This is a genomic window from Nocardia tengchongensis, assembly GCF_054781395.1.
This window is the reverse complement of sequence record NZ_BAAGUM010000018.1, coordinates 1-21,353: the sequence shown is the minus strand read 5'-3', so window position 1 is coordinate 21,353 and position 21,353 is coordinate 1. Positions and strand designations below refer to the sequence as shown.

23 protein-coding genes are annotated in these 21,353 nt (G+C 68.6%); 19 read left to right on the top strand and 4 right to left on the bottom strand.

Annotation, left to right across the window (positions count from 1 at the left end):
- Nucleotides 1-18 precede the first annotated feature (18 nt).
- Together ACYVKL_RS34710 and ACYVKL_RS34705 are read left to right on the top strand one after the other, a co-directional pair.
- Entirely contained in the window at nt 19-756 is a 738-nt protein-coding gene (locus tag ACYVKL_RS34710) for an MBL fold metallo-hydrolase (protein WP_379171813.1), read from the top strand.
- 91 nt (nt 757-847) lie between these two features.
- The gene (locus tag ACYVKL_RS34705) at nt 848-1,948 is read left to right on the top strand and encodes a metal-dependent hydrolase family protein (protein WP_379171811.1); all 1,101 of its coding nucleotides are present in this window, start codon (nt 848-850) and stop codon (nt 1,946-1,948) included.
- A gap of 145 nt (nt 1,949-2,093) precedes the next feature.
- On the opposite strand, the gene ACYVKL_RS34700 is transcribed toward ACYVKL_RS34705, so the two are convergent.
- Nucleotides 2,094-2,246 (bottom strand): hypothetical protein, encoded by a 153-nt coding sequence (locus ACYVKL_RS34700; RefSeq protein ID WP_379171809.1) that lies wholly within the window; start codon nt 2,244-2,246, stop codon nt 2,094-2,096.
- On the opposite strand from ACYVKL_RS34700, the gene ACYVKL_RS34695 reads away from it, so the two are divergent.
- From ACYVKL_RS34695 to trmD, 5 genes are all read left to right on the top strand, one after another.
- Entirely contained in the window at nt 2,236-3,234 is a 999-nt protein-coding gene (locus ACYVKL_RS34695; protein ID WP_379171807.1) for an LppU/SCO3897 family protein, read from the top strand. The two genes, ACYVKL_RS34700 and ACYVKL_RS34695, sit on opposite strands and share 11 nt — an antisense overlap.
- Nucleotides 3,235-3,659: 425 nt before the next feature.
- Nucleotides 3,660-4,106 carry a 30S ribosomal protein S16 gene (gene rpsP, locus ACYVKL_RS34690; RefSeq protein WP_213557054.1) on the top strand — a complete coding sequence of 149 codons (447 nt, stop codon included), beginning with the start codon at nt 3,660-3,662 and terminating at the stop codon, nt 4,104-4,106.
- Nucleotides 4,106-4,348: an RNA-binding protein gene (locus ACYVKL_RS34685; protein WP_213557053.1), complete on the top strand. Its 243-nt coding sequence runs from the start codon at nt 4,106-4,108 to the stop codon at nt 4,346-4,348. The genes rpsP and ACYVKL_RS34685 overlap by 1 nt, the downstream gene beginning before the upstream one ends.
- Nucleotides 4,349-4,885: a ribosome maturation factor RimM gene (rimM, locus tag ACYVKL_RS34680; RefSeq protein ID WP_379171804.1), complete on the top strand. Its 537-nt coding sequence runs from the start codon at nt 4,349-4,351 to the stop codon at nt 4,883-4,885.
- 4 nt (nt 4,886-4,889) lie between these two features.
- Nucleotides 4,890-5,585 (top strand): tRNA (guanosine(37)-N1)-methyltransferase TrmD, encoded by a 696-nt coding sequence (gene trmD, locus ACYVKL_RS34675; RefSeq protein WP_379171802.1) that lies wholly within the window; start codon nt 4,890-4,892, stop codon nt 5,583-5,585.
- A gap of 12 nt (nt 5,586-5,597) precedes the next feature.
- Here trmD and ACYVKL_RS34670 read toward each other — a convergent pair whose 3' ends face one another.
- Complete coding sequence (locus ACYVKL_RS34670) at nt 5,598-6,818, bottom strand: outer membrane protein assembly factor BamB family protein (RefSeq protein WP_379171800.1); 1,221 nt, start codon at nt 6,816-6,818, stop codon at nt 5,598-5,600.
- Between the two features lie 118 nt (nt 6,819-6,936).
- On the opposite strand from ACYVKL_RS34670, the gene ACYVKL_RS34665 reads away from it, so the two are divergent.
- Complete coding sequence (locus tag ACYVKL_RS34665; RefSeq protein ID WP_379171798.1) at nt 6,937-9,330, top strand: Tex family protein; 2,394 nt, start codon at nt 6,937-6,939, stop codon at nt 9,328-9,330.
- A gap of 60 nt (nt 9,331-9,390) precedes the next feature.
- Here the strand turns inward: ACYVKL_RS34665 and ACYVKL_RS34660 are convergent, their stop codons facing one another.
- On the bottom strand, nt 9,391-10,497 hold the full coding sequence (locus ACYVKL_RS34660; RefSeq protein WP_379172080.1) for a methyltransferase: 1,107 nt from the start codon (nt 10,495-10,497) through the stop codon (nt 9,391-9,393).
- A 518-nt stretch (nt 10,498-11,015) separates the two neighbouring features.
- Entirely contained in the window at nt 11,016-11,225 is a 210-nt protein-coding gene (locus ACYVKL_RS34655) for a TOBE domain-containing protein (protein ID WP_213557048.1), read from the bottom strand.
- A 151-nt stretch (nt 11,226-11,376) separates the two neighbouring features.
- Here ACYVKL_RS34655 and ACYVKL_RS34650 point away from each other — a divergent pair, with 151 nt between their 5' ends.
- The 11 genes from ACYVKL_RS34650 (at nt 11,377) to ACYVKL_RS34600 (ending at nt 21,269) form a co-directional block, all read left to right on the top strand.
- The gene (locus ACYVKL_RS34650; RefSeq protein ID WP_379172078.1) at nt 11,377-12,279 is read left to right on the top strand and encodes a hypothetical protein; all 903 of its coding nucleotides are present in this window, start codon (nt 11,377-11,379) and stop codon (nt 12,277-12,279) included.
- A gap of 227 nt (nt 12,280-12,506) precedes the next feature.
- Nucleotides 12,507-12,848 carry a 50S ribosomal protein L19 gene (gene rplS / locus ACYVKL_RS34645; RefSeq protein ID WP_120737548.1) on the top strand — a complete coding sequence of 114 codons (342 nt, stop codon included), beginning with the start codon at nt 12,507-12,509 and terminating at the stop codon, nt 12,846-12,848.
- A gap of 167 nt (nt 12,849-13,015) precedes the next feature.
- On the top strand, nt 13,016-13,834 hold the full coding sequence (gene lepB / locus ACYVKL_RS34640) for a signal peptidase I (protein ID WP_379171795.1): 819 nt from the start codon (nt 13,016-13,018) through the stop codon (nt 13,832-13,834).
- Nucleotides 13,835-13,864: 30 nt separating this feature from the next.
- Nucleotides 13,865-14,608, top strand: coding sequence for a ribonuclease HII (locus tag ACYVKL_RS34635; protein WP_379172076.1), 744 nt, complete (start codon nt 13,865-13,867; stop codon nt 14,606-14,608).
- Between the two features lie 43 nt (nt 14,609-14,651).
- Nucleotides 14,652-14,957, top strand: coding sequence for a DUF2469 domain-containing protein (locus ACYVKL_RS34630; RefSeq protein WP_040859817.1), 306 nt, complete (start codon nt 14,652-14,654; stop codon nt 14,955-14,957).
- Nucleotides 14,958-15,043: 86 nt separating this feature from the next.
- Entirely contained in the window at nt 15,044-15,400 is a 357-nt protein-coding gene (locus tag ACYVKL_RS34625; protein WP_379171791.1) for a YraN family protein, read from the top strand.
- Nucleotide 15,401: 1 nt separating this feature from the next.
- On the top strand, nt 15,402-16,910 hold the full coding sequence (locus tag ACYVKL_RS34620; protein WP_379171789.1) for a YifB family Mg chelatase-like AAA ATPase: 1,509 nt from the start codon (nt 15,402-15,404) through the stop codon (nt 16,908-16,910).
- Between the two features lie 278 nt (nt 16,911-17,188).
- Entirely contained in the window at nt 17,189-18,373 is a 1,185-nt protein-coding gene (dprA, locus tag ACYVKL_RS34615; RefSeq protein ID WP_379172074.1) for a DNA-processing protein DprA, read from the top strand.
- 77 nt (nt 18,374-18,450) lie between these two features.
- Complete coding sequence (locus ACYVKL_RS34610) at nt 18,451-19,374, top strand: tyrosine recombinase XerC (protein ID WP_357193659.1); 924 nt, start codon at nt 18,451-18,453, stop codon at nt 19,372-19,374.
- A 308-nt stretch (nt 19,375-19,682) separates the two neighbouring features.
- Entirely contained in the window at nt 19,683-20,420 is a 738-nt protein-coding gene (locus ACYVKL_RS34605; protein WP_379171787.1) for an N-formylglutamate amidohydrolase, read from the top strand.
- A gap of 84 nt (nt 20,421-20,504) precedes the next feature.
- Nucleotides 20,505-21,269 carry a siderophore-interacting protein gene (locus tag ACYVKL_RS34600; RefSeq protein WP_379171785.1) on the top strand — a complete coding sequence of 255 codons (765 nt, stop codon included), beginning with the start codon at nt 20,505-20,507 and terminating at the stop codon, nt 21,267-21,269.
- The last annotated feature ends 84 nt before the right edge of the window (nt 21,270-21,353 follow it).

The window sequence follows — 21,353 nt, the reverse complement described above, 5'->3', positions numbered from 1 at the left end:
CGTGGGTACGGTTCGGGCGTGAAAATCGATCAGGTTTCCGACTCCGTGTATGTCGTGGCGGGGACGAATGTCAACTGGGCGTTGGTCAGTGATGATCGCGGTGTGACCGTGGTGGACGCGGGGTATCCGGCCGATACCGCTTCGGTGCTGAGTTCGGTGGCTCAGATCGGGCATGAGCTCGGTGATGTCGTGGCGGTTGTGGTGACGCACGCGCATCTGGATCACATCGGGGCTATTCCGGCGTTGGTCGAGAAGCTCGGGGTGCCGGTGTATACCGGGGCCGAGGAGGTTCGGCACGCCAAGCGGGAGTATTTGCAGCAGATCACGCCGGTGCAGATGGTGCGGTTGTTGGGGTCTCGGCGCGGAGCGGTGTGGGTGGCGCAGACGTTGCGGGCGGTGGCGGGGCATATCGGGATGAGTGTTCCGATGGCCGAGGCTGCCGACGCGGAGACGCTGGCGGCGTTGCCGGGTGGGTTGGTGGCGGTTCCGACGCCCGGTCACACGAACGGTCACACCGCGTATTTCATGCCGTCGGAGGGGGTGTTGTTCTCCGGTGATGCCTTGGTCACCGGGCACCCCATCGTGTGTGGGACCGGTGTGCAATTGCTGCCGGGTGTGTTCAACCATGACGAGGACGGGACGCTGGACAGTGCGCGCGGCCTGGCCACGCTGGGGGCTGAGGTGCTCGTGCCCGGACACGGACTGCCGATTCGGAAGGATCTGCCCGCGCTGCTGGACGCTTTCGCGCGGTCATGAGAGTCCCGCGGGGCGCTGCTTCGGAACCGATCGATGCGGTGACCGTGCGCTAGTTTTGTGCCGAGACACTCCGTCCGCAGAGGAGGCCGGCATGGGGCTGCATTTCCGGGGCGTGATCCTGCCCGATGGCGAACTCCGCGATCTGTGGGTCCGCGACGGCGTCATCTCCGAGGAGCCGATTCCCGGCGCGGAAACCGTGCACGCCGGCGGCTGGATCGTGCCCGGCCTGGTCGACGCGCACTGCCATGTCGGCATCAAACACGGTGGCGGGCACGAGGATTCCGATGGGGCGATCGCGCAGGCCGAGGTGGAGCGCGACGCCGGGGCGCTGCTGCTGCGCGACGCGGGCTCGCCCATCGACACCCGTTTCCTCGACGAGCGTGAGGACCTTCCGCGCATCATCCGCGCCGGCCGCCACATCGCCCGCCCGAAACGCTATATCCGTGAGCTCGGCATCGAAGTCGACGACGAGCGCGACCTGCCCGAGATCGTGGCCGAACAGGCGCGCCGCGGCGACGGCTGGGTCAAGATCATCGGCGACTGGATCGACCGCACCGTCGGCGACCTCGCACCGCTCTGGTCCGACCCGGTCCTGAAGGCCGCGATCGACGCCGCCCACCGCGAAGGCGCCCGCGTCACCGCCCACGTCTTCGGCGAGGACGCCCTACCCGGCCTGCTCGCCGCGGGCATCGACTGCATCGAACACGGCACCGGCCTCACCGACGACACCATCGCCACCATGGCCGCCCAAGGCACGGTCCTGGTCCCCACCCTCATCAACATCGACACCTTCCCCGGAATCGCCGACGGCGCAACCAAATTCCCCACCTACGCGGCCCACATGCGCGACCTGCACCGCCGCTCCCGCGACACCGTCGCCAAAGCCCACGAAGCGGGCGTCCCCGTCTACACCGGCACCGACGCCGGCGGCTCTATCCGCCACGGCCGCATCGCCGACGAAATCCTCGCCCTCACCGACGCCGGCTTCACCCCCCACGACGCCCTGGGCGCCTCCGCCTGGAACGCCCGCACCTGGCTCTCCCATCCCGGCATCACCCCCGGCGCCCCCGCCGATTTCGTTGTCTACCAGTCCGACCCCCGCCTAGACCTCCGCATCCTCACCACCCCATCCTGGGTCGTCCTCCGCGGCCGCGTCTACGACCGCCGCGACCCGGTCACCGCGTATCGGTAACCGAATCCGCACCCCGCCACTCGAATTGCCGGATTTTACGATCACCTCCTGTTTTGTCGCGGAGCATTTCCGCAGCAGTTCGTGGGAGGGACACCATGCTCGAACCATCCGAACCCGCCACCCCCGTAGCGTCCCCGCCGGAGGCTCAGCCGAATCCCGGCTGGGGGCAGCCGGTTGCGCCGGAATCGAACGGGTATCCGCCACCGCCGGGGGGAGCGCTGCCGCCGGAGGGCGCGGCGGGGATTCCCGTACCGGCGCCGCGGAAGCGCAGGTGGTGGGTGTGGTTCGTGGTGTTCACGGTGGTGATCGTCGGGGCTGCCGCGGGGTTGTTCGGGTGGGTGCTGACGCGGCCGGATCCGGCGGCTTTCCCGGTCGGTGCGTGTGTTTCGCTCGAGGTCCCGGGTCAGCCGGTGGTGTACGGGTGCGGTGACGGGAAGTCGCTGTTCTCGATCGTGGGGCGGGAGGGTTTGGTGTTCCCGGTGGACGGGGCGTGCGCGAAGTATCCGGATGCGACGCGGGCGGTGACCGATCCGGCTGGGAACGGCGAGAAGTCGGGCACGATCCTGTGTCTGGCTCCGACCCGGTTCAACACCACCGACCCGGGTGCGCTGCGGGCCGAGGACTGTGTCGATGTGAAGAATGCGGGCGAGACCATGACTCGTGTCGACTGTGCCGCGCCGTCGTCGCCCGCCAAGGTTGTCGGCGTCGAACTGCACACCAAGCTGCCGGTGACCGATCAGGCGTGCAAGCAGCATCCGGCGGCGCGGATGGCGTTCGCGCAGTCGTCGCTGGGTGGCCGGGCGATCGTGGTGTGCACCAATGACATCGACGCGTCGTCGATGGGGACCGCGAAGCTGGGTGACTGCGGTGACCGCAACACCATGAAGAAGGTGGCGTGCACAGATCCGAACGCCTCGCAGCGGGTGTTGTCGGTGCGGACCGCGTTCGGCAAGCCCGCGCACCCGGAGTGCCCGGATGATCTGGGTGCGAATGCGGTGTTCACGCGCGGCAACGACAAGACGGATCTGGTGTTGGTGGTCTGCATGGGCCCGGCGGATCTCAGTGATTCGCGGTACGCGGTCGTCGGTGACTGCATCGTCGACAACAACGTCCGTGGTGCGGCTGCTGACACCCATCGGGTCGACTGTTCGGACCCCAGGGCCGAGTATCAGGTCACCGACCGTCACGACTCGAACGACAACGTGTGCCCGCCCGGTACCAGGCTCAGCCTCGGCTACAGCCCCGGCACTACCGCCGGTCTCACCATCTGTATGCGTCTCCGTTAGGACTGTTCTGTCGATTCCCCTGCGCCGGGATAGTGAATCGTGCATGCTTCACACGTTTCATATCTCGACCCGATGAGGAGACGACCGTGGGTTCCATCGAAGCCCTGGCTATCAGCGTGCTGGCCGGACTGATCGTAAAGCTGCTGACCGCCGGTAGCTCGGGGCCGAACCCGAACTGAGCTCGGGGTACGGTCACAGCCCATCGGGGAATCCCCGGTGGGCTGTCGCCTTTCCCGGGGGATTCGGGGCGATTTCTTCCGGTGACGGGCCGTCTGGCAGAATGAACGACCGTCCTCATCGAGGACAGTGTCAGCCCGTCTCCGGTTACGTACCGCGCGGCGGTCACAGCACTTGACGCAAAACCGGGCCCACCTCGCGTGGGTCGCTGAATTGCGACGTGACCAACCTTTGAAAGGAAGCAGCTCATGGCTGTTCGTATCAAGCTGACCCGTCTGGGCAAGATCCGCAACCCGCAGTACCGCGTCGTCGTTGCCGACGCCCGTACCCGTCGTGACGGCCGCGCGATCGAGTCCATCGGCATCTACCAGCCGAAGCAGGAGCCCTCGCTCATCCAGATCGATTCCGAGCGCGCTCAGTACTGGCTGGGTGTCGGCGCGCAGCCGACCGAGTCCGTGCAGCGTCTGCTGGAGATCACCGGCGACTGGCAGAAGTTCAAGGGCCTGCCGGGCGCCGAGGGCACCCTGAAGGTCGCGGCCCCGAAGCCGTCCAAGCTGGACCTGTTCAACGCCGCGCTGGCCGCCGCCGAGAACGAGCCGGTCGCCGAGGCCGTCACCCCCAAGAAGAAGGCCGCCAAGAAGGACGAGGCCGCCGAGGCCGAGACCGCTGAGGCCACCACCGAAGCTGCCGAGTAATGAGCGCCGTCGTGGCTGATGCCGTCGAACACCTGGTTCGCGGCATCGTCGCCAATCCTGACGACGTCAGCGTCGAGCTGATCACCAGTCGTCGTGGCCGGACCGTCGAGGTGCACGTGCACCCCGACGATCTGGGCAAGGTGATCGGTCGCGGCGGTCGCACCGCGACCGCGCTGCGCACCCTCGTCGCCGGCATCGGCGGCAAGGGCATCCGCGTCGACGTGGTCGACACGGATCAGTAGATGGAACTGGTCGTCGGGCGGGTCGCCAAGTCGCACGGTGTGCGCGGCGAACTCGTCGTAGATGTCCGCACCGACGAACCGGACTTGCGGTTCGCGCCCGGCAGCGTCCTCGAGGGGAAGCTGCCGCGCGCGAAGCAGACGCAGGAATTCGTAGTGGAGTCGGCCCGGGAGCACTCGGGCCGGCTTCTGCTGCGTCTGGTGGGTCTGAACGACCGCACGGCCGCGGACGCGTTGCGGGGCATGCTGTTCGTCGTCGACACCGCGGATCTGCCGCCGTCGCAGGATCCGGACGAGTACTACGACCACGAGCTCGAAGGGCTGCGCGTCGAACTCACCGACGGCACGCTCGTCGGCGTCGTCAACGAAGTGCTGCATTCGGCTGCGGGAGAACTGCTGTCGATCAAGGCCGGGGACGCGTTCCCGCCCGCGGGCCGCGAACTGCTGGTGCCGTTCGTGCTGTCCATGGTGCCGACGGTGTCGGTCGCCGACGGGCTGATCGTCATCGACCCGCCCGAAGGTCTGCTGGACCCGGAGTAGCGGCATGCGTATCGACGTGGTCACCATTTTTCCCGAGTATCTCGAGCCGATGCGAGCGGCCTTGCTGGGCAAGGCGATCGACAAGGGCCTGCTCGAGGTCGAGGTGCACGACCTGCGTGGCTGGACCCACGACGTGCACAAATCCGTGGACGACACCCCTTACGGTGGCGGTCCGGGCATGGTCATGAAGCCGACCGTCTGGGGCGACGCCCTCGACGCGGTGTGCCCGGACGACGCGCTGCTGGTGGTGCCCACCCCGGCGGGTGTCCCGTTCACGCAGGAGACCGCGCAACGGTGGTCCGGCGAACAGCACATCGTGTTCGCGTGCGGCCGCTACGAGGGCATCGACCAGCGCGTCTTCGATGACGCGTCGCGGCGGGTGCGTGTCGAAGAGGTCAGCATCGGCGATTACGTCCTCATCGGTGGTGAGGCCGCCGTGCTGGTGATGACCGAGGCGTTCGTCCGGTTGATCCCGGGCGTGCTCGGCAATCAGCAGTCCCACGAACAGGATTCCTTCTCCGACGGCCTGCTCGAAGGCCCGTCCTACACCCGCCCGGTGAGCTGGCGCGGGCTCGACGTGCCCGACATCCTGTTGTCCGGCAATCACGCCAAGATCGCGCAGTGGCGGCACGAGCAGTCCTTGACTCGCACGGCCGAACGCCGCCCTGACCTGCTGCCGGAGCAGACCGAACCGGCCTGACCCCGTGCGGCGTCAGCGTTTCGGGATCGTCGCGTAACCGTTGTCCGGGCCGGTGACGAGCAGGCCCCACGGCGCGGGGTAGAGCCGCGTGCGTGAGATATCCAGATTCATGGTGAGGCTGGGCTTTTCGCCCGCCGCGGTCGGGCCCGGACCGATGACGACGGTGCGTTTACCGCTCTTGGTGTCGTAGGCCACCAGCCACACCTTGGCGCCGCTGTTCTCCCGCATGAGCAGGAAGACCGCGTTGCGGCTGCTCACCATCAGCGGCTGCATCTCCTCCTTGGTCGCGTCCAGCGGCACGCTCCAGCGGACGGTGCCGTCTGGCGCTTGCAGCCGCATGTCCGTGTTGTCGGCGATGACGTAGCTGTCCATCGTGAGTGATGAACCGTCGGCGAGCAGTGCGCGGAATTCCTTGTCGGAGGCGGCTTTCCGGGTGCCGAGTGAGGCGCCGTCGGCCATGTCGACGGTGTCGACGGTGCCCTCTGTCATCACGATGGCCATCCGGCCGGGCCCGCGTAGGAAGTTCCCCTTCTCGGGGAGGTCGCGATGCCAGACGGTGGATCCGGTAGTGCGATCGAGTCCGCCGACGATTGTCCGGCTGTCCGGCGCGGCGCAGCGGAACACGACCACGCCGGGTCCTTCGGCCAGGCTGGGCACATCCGAATCGAACAGAGCCGGAAGATCTTTCGGCAGCGGTGTGGCGCAACCGAGCGTTGCCGGATCGACCGACCATCGCTGCTCGCCGGTGCGCGGATCGAAGTGGACGAATTGCCCGGTGGCGGAATCCGACTCGAACCACTGCTCGGCCTGGGTGTCCCACATCCGCTTGCCGGAGGTGGTGTCGTAGGCGGTCAGTCCCGGGGTGCCCTGCCATCCGGCCAGCAGCACATGTCCGCGGTCGAGTACCTGGATCTTGCCCTGCTCGGGCGGAGCGCCGGTCGACGCGATCTTCCAAAGCTGTAGTCCGGTACGGATATCCACGCGGGTGATCCCGTCGTCGGCCAGGGCGTATACCCCCGTGGACATGACGCCGAAGGATTCGTTCGGGCCCAGCGGCAGCATCTTGACCGCGCTCAGGTCCAGGGCGGGCACCGTGGATACCTCGGCGATAGAGGCGGATCCACTCGAACCACAGCCCGCCGCGGCCGCCGTCAGCCCCGCCGCGAGGGCGACGCGGGCGCAGGCCCGGAACACTCGACGTGGAACACGTTCGCGCAGAGTCGGGATCGGCACGGGGCGATCCTGCCACCGGCCTCGCGGCGCGCCGATCTGAGACTCGCGGGACAGAACGGACCGAATCGCGTGTGGGGGTTGCATCGGGTGTCGGGCGGCGGCGGTAGTGTCTGCGGGCGTGACGACAGCCTCCGAAACCGTCAGCGCAGCATCCGCAGGTGCCACCGGCACCGTTCGCCTCGCCAGCGTCGGCCGGCGTATCGCCGACGAGCTGGGCGTGCGCGAGGAGCAGGTGCGCTCCGCCGTCGAACTCCTGGACGCCGGCTCGACCGTGCCGTTCATCGCCCGATACCGCAAGGAAGTCACCGGCGGGCTCGACGACGCGCAGCTACGCACCCTCGACGAACGCCTCAGCTACCTGCGCGAACTCGACGACCGCCGGGGCTCGATCATCGAATCCATCCGTGGCCAGGGCAAATTGGATGACGCGCTGCACGCGCAGATCATGCTCGCCGACACCAAGGCCCGCCTCGAGGACATCTACCTGCCCTACAAGCCCAAGCGGCGCACCAAGGCGCAGATCGCGCGCGAGGCCGGGCACGAGCCGGTCGCCGATGCGTTGCTGGGTGACCCGACCACCGATCCCGCGCAGTACAACGCCGAACAGCTCGACGGTGCGCGCTCGATCCTGGTGGAGCGTTTCGCCGAGGACGCCGACCTGGTCGGTGAACTGCGTGAACTCATGTGGGAGCGCGGCCAGGTGTCCTCGTCGGTGCGCGCCGGCAAGGAGGAGGCGGGCGCGAAGTTCGCCGACTACTTCGAATTCTCCGAGCCGTTCAGCAAACTGCCCTCGCACCGCATCCTGGCGCTGCTGCGCGGTGAGAAGGAAGAGGTGCTCAACCTGCACCTGGAACCCGACACCGAGGAGCTCGCGGACGGGCAGCGCTCGATCTACGAGGGCCGCATCGCCGTCAAGTTCGATATCGCCGACCGGGGCCGCGCCGCCGACTCCTGGCTGCTGGACACCGTGCGCTGGGCGTGGCGGACCAAGCTGCAGGTGAGCCTGGGCATCGACACTCGGATGCGGTTGCGGCAGTCCGCCGAACGCGACGCCGTCGACGTGTTCGCCGCCAACCTGCGCGACCTGCTGCTGGCCGCGCCCGCCGGCACCCGCACCACCATGGGCCTGGACCCGGGCTACCGCACCGGTGTGAAGGTGGCCGTGGTCGACTCCACCGGTAAGGCCGTCGCCACCGAGGTCATCTACCCGCACAAGCCGCAGGGGCAGACCGAGAAGTCTCTCGCGGTGCTGGGCGCACTGGTCGCCCGCTTCAATGTGGAGCTCATCGCCATCGGCAACGGCACCGCCTCCCGAGAGACCGACGCCCTTGCCACCGAACTGATCTCGCGCATCCCCGAGAACAAGCCCACCAAGATCGTGGTGTCCGAGGCGGGCGCGTCGGTGTACTCGGCCTCGGCGTACGCCTCGGCGGAACTGCCCGACATGGACGTGTCGCTGCGCGGCGCGGTCTCCATCGCCCGCCGCCTGCAGGACCCGCTCGCCGAACTGGTGAAGATCGACCCGAAGTCCATCGGCGTCGGGCAGTACCAGCACGACATCTCCGAAACCCTGCTGGCCCGCTCGCTGGGCGCGGTGGTCGAGGACGCGGTGAACGCGGTCGGCGTGGACGTGAACATCGCCTCGGTGCCGCTGCTGTCGCGAGTGTCGGGCATTTCCAATTCGATCGCGGAAAGCATTGTGGCGCACCGCGATGCCAACGGCCCGTTCCGCAGCCGCGCCGGACTCAAGAATGTTCCGCGCCTGGGCCCCAAGGCCTTCGAGCAGTGCGCCGGCTTCCTGCGCATCCGCGAGGGCGACGATCCGCTCGACACCTCCGGCGTGCACCCCGAGGCGTACCCCGTGGTGCGGCGCATCCTCGACGGCAGCGGCAAGGGCATCAAGGAGATCATCGGCAACACCTCGGCCCTGCGCGCCCTGCGCCCCGCCGACTACACCGATGAGCAGTTCGGTGTGCCCACGGTGACCGACATCATCGCCGAGCTCGAGAAGCCCGGCCGTGACCCGCGCCCCGAGTTCAAGACCGCCGAATTCGCAGCGGGTATCGAGAAGGTCGCCGACCTGAAGCCCGGCATGGTGCTCGAGGGCGTCGTCACCAATGTGGCCGCCTTCGGTGCTTTCGTCGATGTCGGCGTCCACCAGGACGGTCTGGTCCACGTCTCGGCGCTGTCCCACAACTTCGTCAAGGACCCCCGCGAGGTCGTGAAGTCCGGCGACGTGGTGAAGGTCAAGGTGCTCGAGGTCGACGTCCAGCGTCAGCGCATCGGCCTGTCCCTGCGTCTCGACGACGAGCCCGGTAAGCCCAAGCAGGAGCGCGGCGACCGCGGCCCCCGCAACAACCAGGGCGGCGGCCAGCGTGGCGGCCGTGACAACGGCGGCCGTCAGGGCGGCAACGGTCAGGGCGGCGGCAACCGCAACCAGGACCGCCGCAACCAGCCCGCCGCGAGCGGCTCGATGGCCGACGCGCTGCGCCGCGCCGGCTTCGGCAAGTAATACCGACGTGCAGGCCCCGGAATCTCCGGGGCCTGCACGGTTTTTCGGGCTGTTCGCCGGTCAGTTCGGAGCGAGCCGCCACAGCGAGGTGATCTCGCCGGCCCGCGCTGCATGCAGTGGATCCTCGGCATCGTGGACCCGCGGATGGCGGGGCAGCGTATCGATCCGGTCGAGCACCCGCAGTCCCGCCGAGTCGAAGGCCGCCCGCAGCTCGCCGGGTGCGCGCAGGGCCAGCCGTTCGGCGAGGTCGGAGATGACCAGCCAGCCTTCGCCGTCAGCGGTGAGGTGCTTGGCCATGCGGTCGAGCACGGCGCGCAGGACCCGCCCGCCCGGGTCGTACACCGCATGGTCGAGTGGTGATCGTGGCTTCGCGGGCAGCCACGGCGGATTGCAGACCACCAGCGGAGCCCGCCCCGGCGGATAGAGATCGGTGCGCAGCAGCTCGACGCGGTCGCCGTAGCCGAGCCGGTCCAGATTCTCGCGGGCGCACGCCAGGGCCCGCGGATCGTCGTCGGTCGCGACGATCGACGCCACCCCGCGCCGGGCCAGCACCGCGGCCAGCACCCCCGATCCGGTCCCGATGTCGAAGGCCAGCCGGGTCGAGGGCAGCGGCGCGTCGGCGACCAGGTCGACGTACTCGTCACGCACCGGTGCGAACACGCCGTAGTGCGGATGGATGCGGGCCCCCAGCGCCCGCACCGCGACCCCCGTGCGCCGCCACTCGTATGCGCTTGTCACACCACGCAATTCGCGCAGCGACACCACCGCCGGATCGGCCGCCTCGCCGTAGGCATCCAGACACGCCTGCCGCACATCGGGCGCTCGACGCAGCGGCACGGTGTGCCCGGGATCCAAGGGCACCAGCACCATGCCGAGAATCCGTGCCCGCCGTGCCTGGCGCTGCCGGTGGGCGTGGAAATCGGTGACCGGTCGTCGGGCGTCACCCCGGTCGAGTCGCCGGTCGAGGGCGTTGAGCAGCTGGTTCGCGCCGTGGAAGTCGCCGCGCCACAGCATGGCCTTCCCGGCCATCGCGAGTCGTAGCGCCGCATCGGCGGTGAGCCGGTCGTCCACGGCGACCACCTCCGCCGGTGGCGGCGTCCCGTTCGCGGAGCGCCACAGGGCACTCCAGCATTCATCGTCCTCGACCCACCGCACGGTGGTCTCGATGGTGTGGGTGGCCGCGCGCGAGCACGGCTGCGCCGAAAGATGTTCGAACATGACGGTCCGTTCCCGTTCCATGACCAGCCCGGAAACTCGCGACCTGCCGACCGGTGGCGCGCGGGAGAGAAGCGCATATCAACCGGTACAGACACCGACGAACACAACGGGACTGTGATTCTGAGGATCGATCGCACGAAGGCGACCGGAAACAACGGCAGGATTGCCGTCCGTCAACTCACCGTCGAGGCATGGTGAGGTGTCGTCATCCCTCCAACGTATCCGTGGCGCCCCGCCTGCGCAAAGCCGCCCGCGGCGAATGCTCACGGGTCGAGAGTCGCCGGCGGGGGAGCGGGAGTCGACTCGGTGCAGGGTGCCGCGGAGTCGACGTAGGGGAATTCGCGGAGGCGCGGTGGGTATCGGCCGGGATATCAGGTGGCCGGGAAAGGGGGCCGCACAGCCGAACGATGGTGAAAAGTGGAGCGGCCGAGGGCAATCCGGGGTCCGTCTCGGCCGGTCCAGGGCGGCTATTCGACGCCGAGGGAGACTTCGGTCGACTTGATCAGGACCTTGACGGGGGTGCCGTCGGCGAGGCCGAGGTCGTCGGCGGCGTCGCGGGTGATGGAGGAGGTGATCTCGTCACCGCCGGCGAGGCGGATGCGGACGACGGCCATGGCCTCGCCGCGGGTGACCTGGGTGACCGTTCCATCGAGTTGGTTTCGTGTACTCAGTCGCATGGTGGTCAGGGTAGTCGCGGCCGGGTTGACTGGTCGGTTGCTCGATCGGGCTGCGGGGAGATTGTGATCTCGGCGTGCCGATCTTGGACGCGGGTAGCGTGGCGGGGGTTGTGGTTCGCGCGAGGATTCCGGAGGCGACACGGGCATGCATGTGCGGCGGTGGTGGGAAGATGTCGTGGTGGCGCACGGCCGATTGCCGCTGGCATGCCTGCTGCTGGGGTTCATCGTCGGATTCGTACTGATCCGCATCAGTGTGCGGCTCATCCGCAAGCAGGTGCGGTGGTGGCCGGGCAATGTCCGCGCCGGGGACGTGCACATTCATCACATGGTCTTCGGGGTGGTGCTGGTGCTCGGCTCCGGGATGGGGCTGGTGGCGCTGTATCAGAGCACCGTCGGCGTGATCAGTGCGCTCGCAGCGGTTTTCGGGCTCGGCGCCGCCCTGGTGCTCGACGAGTTCGCGCTCATCTATTACCTGCGTGACGTCTATTGGGAGGAGCAGGGCCGCACTTCGGTGGACGCGGTCTTCGTGGCGCTCGCGGTGACCGGACTGCTGCTGCTCGGATTCCATCCGCTGTGGCTGCTCGACATCGGCGATGTGCGGGAACTACGTGCCGATCCGAATGTGCCCGAGCGGTTGTTCACCATCGCGTTCGCGTTGATGAACCTGCTGCTCGCGGCGATCGTCATTGCCAAGGGCAAGATTTGGACCGGTCTGTTCGGCATGTTCTTCCCGCCGCTGCTGTTCATCGGCGCGCTGCGCCTGAGCCGTCCCGGCGCGCCCTGGGCCCGCTGGCGCTACGGCTCCCGCTCGGGTCTCATGCGCCGCGCCATCATTCGTGAGCGTCGCTACCGCCGTCCGATGATCCGCGCCAAGATCTTCGTCCAGGATCTGCTCGCCGGGAAACCCGACACCGCCCACGTGCTGCGCGCCGCCGAGGAGGAGTTGAGCCGCACCGTCGTCCCGGCCCCGCCCGCCCCGCCCCCGACCCACATCCATCTGCTCCCGGTCCGCAAGCCCGTCGACCGCCCGACCGAGCACGTCGATAGCCAATAGATTGCGGGCGGCTATGGAGGTATTTCGGCGCGCGGCTGCCGGGTTTCCGGCGCATCCGGCATGACCCCGATTCCCGCCCGGGCCGCGTCGTCTGGCACAATGCTCAGGTTGCCTTGCGCGCTCTGCGCCGGGGCACCGCCCATTATCCGGAGCACGAACCGGTAGAGCATCCCTCCGGGGGTAGCCGCCAGGTTCCTCTGTTCGCGCGAAAACCAATAAGGACGGACATGAACACCCTCGACTTCGTCGACGCAAGCTCGCTGCGCAACGACATCCCGGACTTCCGCCCGGGTGACACCGTCAACGTGCACGTGAAGGTTATTGAAGGCAACAAGGAGCGAGTCCAGGTCTTCAAGGGCGTCGTCATCCGCCGCCAGAACGGTGGCATCCGCGAGACCTTCACCGTGCGCAAGGTGTCGTTCGGTGTCGGCGTGGAGCGCACCTTCCCGGTGCACAGCCCCAACCTCGACAAGATCGAGGTCGTGACCCGCGGTGACGTGCGTCGCGCCAAGCTGTACTACCTGCGCGATCTGCGCGGCAAGGCCGCCAAGATCAAGGAAAAGCGCTGAGGTAGCAACCGCCCCGACCTTGTCGGGGATCGGTTCTCACAGAGCATCACTGTCGGCTCGCCACAATGCTCCATTGTCGGCTCGCCACAATGCTTCATTGTCGGCTCGCCGACGCCGAGTAGCCCGGCACCGCATGGTTCTTCGCGGTGCCGGGCTACTCTGTTCCGGTGGCAGACGAGAGCGAGTCGGTGACGATGTCCGGGTCGGGCGATGACAATGGGTCCGAGACGCCCGAGACCCCCCAGCCGAAGCCGAAGAAGAAGCAGCGCCCGTTCTGGCAAGAGCTGCCCATCCTGATCGGCTTCGCGGCGTTGATCGTGGCGCTGCTGGTGACCTTCATCGGCCGGCCCTATGTGATTCCGTCGCAGTCCATGGAACCGACGTTGCATGGTTGCGCGGGCTGTACCGGCGACCGCATCTACGTGCAGAAGCTGAGCTACTACTTCGGTGATCCGAAGCCCGGTGACGTGGTGGTGTTCGTCGGCCCGACCGACGACTGGAACCGCCACTACAAGTCGATCCGTTCGACCAACACCGTGGGCCGCGGCGTCCAGAACTTCCTGTCCTTCTTCGGCCTGGTGCCGCCGGACGAGAACGATCTGGTCAAGCGAGTCATCGCGACCGGCGGCCAGTCGGTGAAATGCTGTGACGCGCAAGGCCGGATCCTGGTCAAGGACAGCGCACCGGGTTCGGAGTGGAAGCCGCTCGACGAGCCGTACGTGCTGCACAACAACCCGTTCAGCGAGCAGAACCCCGACATCCAGTTCAATGCCGGCGGACGCGCCTTCCCCGAGGTCAAGGTGCCGGACGGCAACCTGTGGGTGATGGGCGACAACCGCGCCGAATCCGCGGACTCCCGCTACCACATGAAGGACGAGCTCAACGGCACCGTCCCGGTCAAGGATGTGCGCGGCAAGGCGGTGTTCAAGATCTGGCCGCCGAGCCGGATCGGACCGGTCCGCTCGCAGGACCCCCAGACGAACTGAGAACAGCGGGATAATCGACCGGTGGGGAAGATGGCGAGCGGTGTCGCCGGCGCGGGCCGGAAGGTAAGCGGCGGCAAGAAGATTCAGCGGATCGACCGCGGTGACTGGCCGCCGCGCGTGGTCATGCGCCCGGCGGGCGGGCTACGCACGCTCGAAGCCGCGCTGATCCGCAGCGGTCTGGGCCCGGTCGCGGGCGTCGACGAGGCCGGGCGGGGCTGCGCGGCGGGCCCGCTGGTCGTCGCCTCCTGCCTGCTACCGCCCAAGGCCTACACCTCGCTCGCCGGTCTCGACGACTCCAAGCGGCTCACCGAGAACGCCCGCGAACAGCTGTTTCCCGTCATCAAGCGGGTGGCGCTGGCCTGGTCGGTGGTGGTGATCCCGGCGTGGGAGATCGACGCCATCGGCATTCACGTCGCCAATATCGAGGGCATGCGCCGCGCGGTGGCCGGTCTCGATCCGGTGCCCGGCTACGTCCTCACCGACGGTTTCCGGGTGCCGGGCATTCCGGTGCCGTCGCTGCCGGTGATCGGCGGCGACGCGTCGGCCGCCTGCATCGCCGCGGCCAGTGTGCTGGCCAAGGTGACCCGCGACCGCATGATGGTCGAAATGGACCGGGAGTATCCCGGGTATGGTTTCGCCGCCCACAAGGGCTACAACACCCCCGAGCACAATGAGGCGCTGACCCGCCTCGGCATCACTCCGGAGCACCGTCGATCGTGGCGAAACGTCCGGGAGACCGGCCGAGTGGCTACCGACACGGCGTATGCGGGATGATGTCTCTACACCCAGTTGGGCGACAAGGAGGACGTTCCACCCGATGAGCGCCGAGGACCTCGAGAAGTACGAAACCGAGATGGAGCTATCCCTGTACCGCGAGTACAAGGACATCGTCGGGCAATTCTCGTACGTGGTGGAGACCGAACGTCGCTTCTACCTCGCCAATTCCGTCGAACTGCGACCGCAGAACGCCGATGGCGAGGTGTACTTCGAGGTGCGGATGTCGGATGCATGGGTGTGGGACATGTACCGGCCGGCCCGCTTCGTGAAGCACGTTCGCGTGATCACCTTCAAAGACGTGAATATCGAAGAACTGGAGAAGACCGACCTGCGGCTTCCCGACTGATCCACAGGCCCGAGGTTATCCACAGCCTTGCCGTTTTCCCAGTTCGGCATGGCCGGGTCCGGTACGGGCACGGCCATGCTGGCTGAATGGCACAGCATCTGGCGCTGGGAGCGCAGGGGGAGAACCTGGCCGCGGACTACCTCCGCACGGCCGGGCTGGACATCATCGCCCGCAATTGGCGATGCCGCTTCGGGGAGCTCGACGTCATCGCCCGCGAAGGCGACATCACCGCTTTCATCGAAGTCAAAACCCGCCGCAACCTGACCTGCGGCCGGCCCGAGGAGGCCGTCACCTTCCTCAAACAGCAACGCATCCGCGCCCTGGCCCGCCGCTGGCTGCACGAGCATCCCGGCCCGTTCCAGCGCGTCCGCTTCGACGTGGTGTCCATCATCCTGCGCCCCGGCCGCCCACCGGAGATCCTGCACCTGAAGGCGGCGTTCTGACATGCCGCTGGGCCGGGCCTACTCCGTCGCCGTCAACGGCGTCGAGGGCCAACTCGTGGAGATCGAAGCCGACATCGGCCAAGGCCTCCCCTCCGTCCACCTGGTCGGCCGCCCCGACACCACCCTCCAGGAATCCCGCGACCGAGTCCGAGCCGCCGTCTCCAACACCGGAGAGAAATGGCCCGACGGCCGAGTGATCCTGGCCCTGTCCCCGGCCACCCTCCCGAAAGTCGGGAGCGTCTACGACTTGGCACTGGCCGGAGCGGTCCTCGACGCCGCAGGTGCGATCCCCTCGAACCGCTTGTCCGAATCCGTCCTGCTCGGCGAACTGGCGTTGGATGGCCGGATCCGCCGTGTTCGAGGCATCCTGCCCGCGGTCCTGGCTGCCCGCACCGCGGGCCGCCGCACGGTGATCGTCCCGACCGCGGCCTTGCCGGAGGCGGGCCTGGTGGACGGAATCCGCGTGCTCGGCGCCGCAACCCTGCTCGAACTGTTGGACTGGCTGCGCGGCGGCGGTGAACTCACCCTCCCCGATCTGGTCGAGCCGGTGGTCGCACCGTCGATCGGGGACTTGCGCGAGGTGGTGGGCCAGGACGAGGCGCGCTGGGCCCTGGAAGTGGCCGCCGCCGGCGCCCACCACCTGCTGCTGACCGGTCCGCCCGGGATCGGGAAAACGATGCTGGCGCAACGTCTCCCGGGCCTGCTGCCGCCGCTGCGGGAGCGGGATTCCTTGGAAGTGACCGCGATTCACTCGGTGGCGGGCACGTTGTCCGGTGATGCTCCGCTGATCACCGCCCCACCGTTCGTGGCTCCCCATCACTCGTCATCGGTGACGGCGATGATCGGCGGCGGTTCGGGTTCCGCGCGACCGGGGGCGGTGAGCTGTGCCCACCGCGGTGTTCTGTTCCTCGATGAATGCGCGGAACTCGGTACGAAAGTCCTCGAGGCCCTGCGAACTCCCTTGGAGGAGGGCGAGGTTCGCATCGCGCGCCGCGACGGCGTATCCCGCTTCCCGGCCCGCTTCCAACTCGTTCTCGCGGCCAACCCGTGCCCGTGTGCCCCCGCCCGGGACATCGACTGCATCTGCGCGCCCCTGGCCCGCCGCCGCTACCTGGGTAAGCTGTCGGGCCCGCTCATGGACCGCATCGATATCGCGGTGCAAATGCACGCCCAAGCGGCAGGGGCCTTCACCGGCGACGAGGTGGAGAGCAGCGAGGTTGTCCGCGCCCGCGTCACCGCCGCCCGCGCGGCAGCCGCGAAACGATGGGCCGACCTGGGGATGAGCACGAATGCGGAAGTTCCCGGCCACGTTCTCCGCCAACGCTTCCGCCTGCCCCGCGAGGCGCTGGCCCCCGTCGAGAATGCTCTTCAGCACGGTCGTATGTCCGCCCGCGGCGCGGACCGCGCCATCCGAGTCGCCTGGACGGTCAGCGACCTCCGCGGTGGCGACATCCCCAACGCCCAGGATGTCCTGCAGGCCTTGAGCTTCCGACAGCGAGGTGGAGCATGAGCGACATCACGAGTGGACCGAGCCCGGCACGGTGCACGGCCGAACCCGACGAATCTGCTTCGCTCCCAATCGATACGACACCCCGACCCGCCCCAGCGGCGGGTGACGCCGGAGATACCGAGGCGACTGTGCCGCGGTCGGACAATACTGCCCTGCTCGGGCCGGGCGGTGTACTGCCTGAGTTCGAGTCCGGCGTGGCGATCGACCACGGGGTCGGTGCCGACGGGAGGCGTGCGGCCGACCGTCCCGAACACGGCCGTGGCTCCGGCTGGACCGGGCTGTCGCACGGGAATGGAACGCGTGCTTCGGGTTCGCTCGGCGGCGGTGACGCGGATGCGCGGCGGTTGGCTTGGGTCTATTTGTCGCGGGTGGTGGAGGGGCCGTGTGCGGCGTTGTCTGGGTTGATCGAGTCGGTGGGGGTGCTGGAGGCGGCTCGGGCGGTGCGGGAATGTGCGTTGCCGGAGGTGTTGCGGGGGCCGACGGAGCTGCGGCGCGGGGTTGATCGGGCGGAAGCGGACCTGGCGCAGATCGAGCGGTTGGGCGGGCGGGTGGTGACGCCCGACGATGCGGAGTGGCCGGCTTGGCGGATGCTCGGGTTGGGGCAGCTGGATCCGGGGCATGACGCGGATGCGGCTGTGCCGCTGGTGTTGTGGGTGCGAGGGAAGCGGTCGCTGGTGGAGGCGACCGAGCGGTCGATCGCCGTGGTGGGGGCTCGGTGCAGCACCGGGTACGGGAACCACGCGACCGGGGAGATCGCGGGGGAGTTGGCCGCGCGTGGTTGGACGATTGTTTCCGGGGCAGCGTTCGGAATTGACGGCATGGCCCATAGGGCCGCGCTGGCGGTAGGCGGGATGACCATCGCGGTGCTCGCCTGCGGGCCCGATCGCCCGTATCCGGTGCAGCACGACCACCTGCTGGGCGAGATCGCCGAGCGCGGTCTGGTCGTCACCGAGTACCCACCCGGCACATCGCCGCGCAAGCACCACTTCCTGGCCCGGAATCGACTCATAGCCGGTCTCGCGGACGGTGTCGTCGTGGTCGAGGCCGGTGTCCGCAGCGGCGCCCGCAACACCGTGAAATGGTGTCGCCGACTCGGACGTCCAGCAATGGCGGTGCCGGGCCCGATCACCTCGGCCGCATCGGTCGGGTGCCATCGCATGATCCGTGAGGGGGAGGCATTCATCGTCACCCGCGCCGAGGACATCCTCGACGAGGCGGGCCCATTGCGACTCTCCCTGCCGGGTGCGGTCCCGCCGAACCCCGAGGACAACCTGTCCGGCGACGAGGCCCTCGTCTTCGCCTCACTCCCCGGCACCGGTTCCCGCCTGCCCCGCGCCGTGGTCACCGATACCGGCCTCCCGCTGCCAACGGTCCGTGCCACCCTGTCGGCGCTCGAGATCGCGGGCCTGGTCGCGTGTGACAGCAACGGCTGGTACCGCATGCACCCGCCCTCGCCCACCTAGACCGCCGCCTGGCCGGTGTGAGGGGCTCGGGTGGCGTGGTGCTTGAAATAGGGGCGGAATGGGGTCAGCGTGGGGGGATGAGTGGGCTGCCCGAGGATTTGGAAGCGTTGCTGGCCGAGTATGGGCGGCATTTGCGGTTGGGGCGGAATCGGTCCGAGCACACGGTGCGGGCGTATGTGGGGGATGCGCGCGGGTTGCTGGAGCATTTGCTGGGGCGGGCGGTGGATTCCGGTGTGGGGGAAGTGGATTTGGCGTTGTTGCGGTCGTGGCTGGCGGCGCAGGCGGCGGGGGGAGCGGCTCGGACGACCATGGCTCGACGGGCGTCGTCGGCGCGGACGTTCACCGCGTGGCTGACGCATACGGGGCGGCTGGGGGTGGATCCGGGGCCGCGGCTGGGGTCGGCTCGGGCGCATCGGGTGTTGCCGTCGGTGTTGGGGAAGGAACAGGCGCGGGCGGCGATGGAGGCGGCGGAATCGGGGGCGGCGCAGCAGGATCCGATGGCGCTGCGGGATCGGCTGATCGTCGAGATGTTGTATGCCACCGGGATCCGAGTCAGCGAACTGTGCGGGCTCGACATCGAGGACGTGGATCGGGAGCGGCGGCTGGTGCGGGTGCTGGGCAAGGGCAACAAGGAGCGGGCCGTTCCCTTCGGCGGGCCCGCCGAACAGGCATTGGAGGCTTGGCTGCGATTCGGTCGTGCCGCGCTGGCCACCCCGGATTCGGGGCGGGCGCTGCTACTCGGCCGCCGCGGCCGCCGGATCGATCCGCGCCAGGCCAGAACCGTGGTGCACGAAGTGGTTTCCGCGATTCCGGGCGCACCCGACATGGGCCCGCACGGATTCCGCCACACCGCGGCCACCCACCTGCTGGAGGGCGGGGCCGATCTGCGAGTGGTGCAGGAGATCCTCGGGCACGCCAGCATGGCCACCACCCAGCTCTACACCCACGTCTCCATCGACCGCCTCAAGAAGGTCCACGACCAAGCTCACCCCCGCGCGTGACCGCCCGGCCCGGCAACCCCGCGACGCCACCTTCGACTCCCAGCCCCGCGGCACCGCCTTCGGCCGCCAGGTCGGTGGCGCTGCCTTCGCCCCTCAGGCCAGCGGCGCCGCCTTCCGCTCCCACATCCGCGGCACCGCCTTCGGCCCTCGGTCCTGTGGCACCGCCTTCGCCCTCCGGGCACACGGCACCGTTTTCGGCCTCCGGGCACACGGCATGGCCTACGGTCGCCGGGCCGGCGGCATTGCCGTTGGCCCCGAGGTCCGTCCCGGATTCGGTGCGGCTCTTGCAGGGGGCTGCCGATTCGCCTGTGGTGCTGCATGTTCCGCATTCCGCGCGCGCGATTCCCGCACGCGTGCGGGCGGAGCTGCTGCTCGACGACCGGGCGCTCGAGCGTGAGCTGGATGCCATCACCGACGCGCACACCGCGCGGCTGGCTGCGGTGGCTGCGGAGGTGTCGCCCACTCGGCCATGGCAATTCGTGAATCGGCTGTCGCGTCTGGTCGTTGACCCGGAGCGGTTTCCCGACGAGCGGGAGGAGATGCTGGCGGCCGGGATGGGCGCGGTGTACACCGCCACTACTGACCGGATGGCGTTGCGGCGGCCGGATTTCGATCCCGCGCCCTTGTTGGATCGCTACTTCCACCCCTACGCGCTGGCCATGACCGATCTGGTGGCCGAACGGCTTTCGGCTGTGGGCCGGGTATTGATCATCGACGTGCACTCGTATCCGGCCCAGCGTCTGCCCTACGAACTGCACGGTGACGGCCCGCGTCCGCCGATCTGCCTGGGCGTGGATGCTTTTCATACGCCGCCGGATCTGGTCGAGCATGCCGCCGGCGTCTTCGCCGACTTCGGCGTCGGCGTGAACAGCCCGTTCGCGGGCGCCTATGTGCCGCTGGACTTCTACGGCCGCGAGCCCCGGGTCACCGCGTTGATGGTGGAGATCCGCCGCGATCTCTATATGGCCGAACCTGGCGGTCCGGCAGGCCCCGGGCTCGATCGGCTGGCCGCCGTACTGGCCGCGCTCATCGCCGGGGTCCAGTGACCAACGACCTATCGAAATGTTATCGACGACCTATCGGAGTGTCTGCTAGCGTCAGTTAGGTAATCCTAATTATGGAGGTGTCCTTTGGCGCGTACACGCATCACGCTTGTGGTTCAGAACACGATCCGGCTGACCGATCACCTGATCCGGGTCCGGCTCGGCGGCCCTGGCTTCGCGGCCTTCCAGCCCAGCGACAGCACCGACTCCTACGTCAAACTGATCTTCCCGTCCGCCGACGGCGACATCATGCGCACCTACACCGTGCGCGAGGTGGATCGTGCCGCCCAGGAGATCGCCATCGACTTCGTCCACCACGGCGATGAAGGCGTGGCCGGGCCCTGGGCCGCGGCCGCCCAGCCGGGCGACACCATCGACCTGTTCGGCCCCGGTGGCGGCTACGCCCCGCGCGCCGACGCCGACTGGCATCTGCTGGCCGGTGACGAATCCGCCCTACCCGCGATCGCCGTCGCGTGCGCGGCCCTGCCCGCCGACGCGGTGGGGCAGGTGTTCGTGGAGGTCCTCGGTCCCGCCGACGAGATCGCCTTCGCACATCCGGAGGGCGTGCACCTCACCTGGATTCACCGCGGCGACGCCGACCCGGGGGAGCGGCTGGCCGCAGCAGTCCGCAATGCGCCGTGGCGTGACGGCCTGGTTCAGGTCTTCATCCACGGCGAAGCCCGGGCGGTCATGCACGATCTGCGCCCGTACATCCGCAAGGAGCGTGGCGTCCCGGCCGAGTGGGCGTCCTCGATCTCCGGCTACTGGCGTCGCGGCCGCACCGAGGAAGGCTTCCGCGCCTGGAAGTCCGAACTCGCCGACCGCGAGAAGGGCACGCCCGCAGCCGTTTAAGGACTGCGGCGCATGGCGAAAGCCAGGCCGCCCGCGCAGGCCGCCCGCGCAGGCCGCCCGCGCAGGCCGCCCGCGCAGGCCGCC

Excerpts from the sequence above, each read along its gene's own strand:
- ACYVKL_RS34705 (WP_379171811.1), top strand. The coding sequence starts at position 848 with ATGGGGCTGCATTTCCGGGGCGTGATCCTGCCCGATGGCGAACTCCGC.
- rpsP (WP_213557054.1), top strand. The coding sequence starts at position 3,660 with ATGGCTGTTCGTATCAAGCTGACCCGTCTGGGCAAGATCCGCAACCCG.
- ACYVKL_RS34685 (WP_213557053.1), top strand. The coding sequence starts at position 4,106 with ATGAGCGCCGTCGTGGCTGATGCCGTCGAACACCTGGTTCGCGGCATC.
- rimM (WP_379171804.1), top strand. The coding sequence starts at position 4,349 with ATGGAACTGGTCGTCGGGCGGGTCGCCAAGTCGCACGGTGTGCGCGGC.
- trmD (WP_379171802.1), top strand. The coding sequence starts at position 4,890 with ATGCGTATCGACGTGGTCACCATTTTTCCCGAGTATCTCGAGCCGATG.
- ACYVKL_RS34655 (WP_213557048.1), bottom strand. The coding sequence starts at position 11,225 with ATGCGACTGAGTACACGAAACCAACTCGATGGAACGGTCACCCAGGTC.
- rplS (WP_120737548.1), top strand. The coding sequence starts at position 12,507 with ATGAACACCCTCGACTTCGTCGACGCAAGCTCGCTGCGCAACGACATC.
- ACYVKL_RS34635 (WP_379172076.1), top strand. The coding sequence starts at position 13,865 with ATGGCGAGCGGTGTCGCCGGCGCGGGCCGGAAGGTAAGCGGCGGCAAG.
- ACYVKL_RS34630 (WP_040859817.1), top strand. The coding sequence starts at position 14,652 with ATGAGCGCCGAGGACCTCGAGAAGTACGAAACCGAGATGGAGCTATCC.
- ACYVKL_RS34625 (WP_379171791.1), top strand. The coding sequence starts at position 15,044 with ATGGCACAGCATCTGGCGCTGGGAGCGCAGGGGGAGAACCTGGCCGCG.
- ACYVKL_RS34620 (WP_379171789.1), top strand. The coding sequence starts at position 15,402 with ATGCCGCTGGGCCGGGCCTACTCCGTCGCCGTCAACGGCGTCGAGGGC.
- ACYVKL_RS34610 (WP_357193659.1), top strand. The coding sequence starts at position 18,451 with ATGAGTGGGCTGCCCGAGGATTTGGAAGCGTTGCTGGCCGAGTATGGG.